The sequence below is a fragment of the Rhizobium fabae genome (assembly GCF_003985135.1).
Taxonomy (GTDB): domain Bacteria; phylum Pseudomonadota; class Alphaproteobacteria; order Rhizobiales; family Rhizobiaceae; genus Rhizobium; species Rhizobium pisi.
The window spans coordinates 1-3086 of sequence record NZ_ML133677.1 but is presented as its reverse complement, the minus strand read 5'-3'; the positions used below and the strand labels follow the sequence as shown (position 1 = coordinate 3086).

At 58.7% G+C, this 3086-nt stretch carries 3 protein-coding genes and 2 pseudogenes; all 5 read left to right on the top strand.

Features of this window, described 5'->3' with window-relative positions; translation table 11 throughout:
* Positions 1-155 (top strand): annotated as a pseudogene (locus tag EFB14_RS32705) (IS256 family transposase); the annotation flags it as partial.
* 309 nt (positions 156-464) lie between these two features.
* Positions 465-809 (top strand): transposase, encoded by a 345-nt coding sequence (locus EFB14_RS32700; protein ID WP_126830932.1) that lies wholly within the window; start codon positions 465-467, stop codon positions 807-809.
* 26 nt (positions 810-835) lie between these two features.
* Positions 836-2024, top strand: a protein-coding gene (locus EFB14_RS32695) for an IS3 family transposase (RefSeq protein ID WP_126830930.1) whose coding sequence is annotated in 2 segments (ribosomal slippage) — positions 836-1101 and positions 1100-2024 — 1191 coding nt in all. Because the reading frame shifts where the segments join, the coding sequence is not laid out codon by codon here.
* Between the two features lie 97 nt (positions 2025-2121).
* Positions 2122-2475: an IS66 family insertion sequence element accessory protein TnpB gene (gene tnpB, locus EFB14_RS32690; RefSeq protein ID WP_164737639.1), complete on the top strand. Its 354-nt coding sequence runs from the start codon at positions 2122-2124 to the stop codon at positions 2473-2475.
* A 191-nt stretch (positions 2476-2666) separates the two neighbouring features.
* A pseudogene (locus EFB14_RS32685) lies at positions 2667-3086 on the top strand (transposase); the annotation flags it as partial.

Here is a 3086-nt window from a genome sequence, read left to right as displayed (position 1 = left end):
TCTTCCCCAACGACGACGCCATCGTGCGCCTGGTCGGTGCGCTGCTGCTCGAACAGAACGATGAATGGGCCGTCCAGCGATCCCGCTACATGACACTTGAGACAATCGCCACAATGAGCGATGATCCGCTCATCAGCCTGCCAGCAGCAAGCTGACACTCATCCGGCCCTCTGGGATGAGCCGTGGTCGTCTAAGCTACACCACGTCCTGGGACATGATCCCAGCAGACAGCACCCCCAGGTTAAAGCCAGGACTACGAGGATCTGCTCAGGGAATTGCACCACCTAGCGGCAATGTGGAGCTACACGGATTACGGCTACATAGAGCGCGTCCCTTACGCCCGGCTTGCATCCCTTGATCTGGGCCTATCATCGAATAGGCGTAACCGATGTTCCACTCCCACGTTGTCTTCGCCGCCCTAATCTGTGATCGGCTTTCCATGGACGAGCAACGGGAGTTTCTCCATGGAGAGTATATTGGAGGTTCTCACGACCAGGAAGTCTGGACGTGAGGTTCACCGGCACTGGCCGGACGAGGTGAAGGCGCAGATCGTTTCGGAGAGCCTTCGGCCCGGCGCGATGGTGAATGAGGTCGCAGAGCGGCATGGCTTAAAGCCGAATCACCTGTCCACTTGGCGAACAATGGCGCGGCAGGGCAAGCTGGTTCTGCCCGCACCCGAGGACCCGGTGGAGTTCGCAGCGGTGATCGTCGATCCACCCGTTTCGGAGCCGCCGATCAAAAAAGCCAGTCGCCCCGAGATCATCGTGGGTTCTGACCTGCCACTGCGAATTTCCTCCAGAGTTGATTAGAGTCCGGCCCATCAAAGGACGGACGAATGAAGAAGCAGAGATTTACCGAAGAGCAGATAATTGCGGTGCTGAAGGAGCAGGAGGCTGGTGCGAAGGCCGCTGATCTCTGCCGCAAGCACGGGATTTCAGAAGCGACCTTTTACAATTGGAAAGCCAAATACGGCGGTATGGAAGTCTCTGAGGCGAAGCGGCTGAAAGCGCTTGAAGACGAGAATGCCAGGCTGAAGAAGCTGCTGGCCGAGCAGATGTTGGACGCCGCAGCACTCCGCGAGCTTCTTTCAAAAAAATGGTAGGCCTGTCGCCAAGCGTGACGCCGTCACGCATCTGAAGACCGTCATGGGTCTTTCGGAACGGCGGGCCTGCCAGATCATATCCGCCGACCGCAAGACGATCCGCTACCAGTCGAACCGACCGCCGGAGACCGAGTTGCGAGCAAAGTTGCGTGACCTTGCAAACGAGCGTCGGCGTTTCGGTTACCGGCGGCTGTTCGTCCTGCTTCGGCGGGAGGGAGAGCCGTCCGGGGTCAACCGCATCTACCGGCTCTATCGCGAGGAAGGACTTTCCGTTCGCAAGCGGAAAGCCAGGCGGCGTGCTGTCGGCACGCGTGCACCGATCCTGGTCGAAGCGAAGGCCAATGCCCGCTGGTCGCTGGATTTCGTTCACGACCAGTTCGCTTGCGGAAGGAGGTTTCGCGTGCTCAATATCGTCGATGACGTGACGCGCGAATGCTTGGCGGCGATCCCCGACACTTCGATCTCCGGTCGTCGCGTCGCTCGCGAACTGACGACCCTCATCGAACGGCGCGGCAAACCGGGGATGATCGTTTCCGACAACGGCACGGAACTCACCTCAAACGCCATCCTTGCCTGGTCGAAAGATCATAAGGTCGAGTGGCACTACATCGCGCCGGGAAAGCCGATGCAGAATGGCTATGTCGAGAGTTTCAATGGTCGGATGCGCGACGAGCTGCTCAACGAAAGCCTCTTCTTCGGCCTCGACCATGCCCGCAGCGCCATTGCTGAATGGGCCGACGATTACAACCATTTTCGGCCGCATTCATCGCTCGGATACCAGACCCCGGCAAGCTATGCCGATACAATTGCCGCAACCGGCTCCAACGCTGCGCGAGATGAAAGCTTCGCGTTTCCGCCGGTTGCTCCCACCGCGCCACTTGGCGTATTCAAAACCGCCGAAGCTCTAATCGCCGCCGGATGAAAATTCAGTGGCAGGTCAGTTCCGTCACTATCCGTCTGGAAGAAGGGGCGTCTGCTGCCCGGATCGCCGCTATCGCGCGTGCCTGCGCGGTTCCGGCATGATCTTTCCATCGAACCGGGTTCGGATCATGGTCGCGACCAAGCCGGTCGACTTTCGCAAAGGCCATGATGGCTTGGCGGCACTGGTCAAGAACGAGCTGCACAAGGACCCGTTCACGGGAACGGTCTTCGTATTCCGGTCGCGCAAAGCAGACCGATTGAAGCTGATCTACTGGGATGGCAGCGGTCTGGTGATGGCCTACAAGCGGCTGGAGGAACACACGTTCTCCTGGCCAGGCATCAAGGATGGCCTGATGACCTTGGGCCTTGCTCAGTTCGAGGCGCTGTTTGCAGGCCTCGACTGGCGTCGGGTTCATGCTGTGGAAGCGAAAGCGCCGGACGCCATCGAATAGCTGCGGCACGATGACTCGGGCGGCAAATTCCGACGGCGAAGCGACACTGGCTTTGATAGATCAACCATGTTGGACGCCACCGATCGGCGATCTTCGGCTGGGCGAACCGCCTGATGCATAGGTAGTCCTCCCCGCGAATAAGGGGCTTCAAAAGTAGAATTTTCTCGGCAAGATGCTCGAGGAGATTTTTGATGAAGAAGAGCCGATTTACCGAAGCCCAAATCATGGCTGTGTTGCGCCAGGCGGAAGGCGGTGTCCCCGTACCTGAGCTTTGCCGGGAGCATGGCATCAGCAGTGCCAGTTTTTACAAGTGGCGGGCAAAGTATGGGGGCATGGACGCCTCGATGATGAGCCAGATGAAGGCTCTTGAGGACGAGAACCGTCGATTGAAGCGGATGTATGCCGACTTGAGCATGCAAGCCGATCTGCTGAAGGAGGCTCTCGGGAAAAAATGACGCGGCCATCTCAGCGCCGAGAGCTGGCCGAGAAAGCAGTGGCGCAACGCGGTGTAAGTATCGCGCTGGCATGCAGGACATTTGGCGTCAGCGAGACGTGTTATCGGTATGGTCCCCAACGTAATTTCGACAACGATCAGATCGCCGATCTGCTGC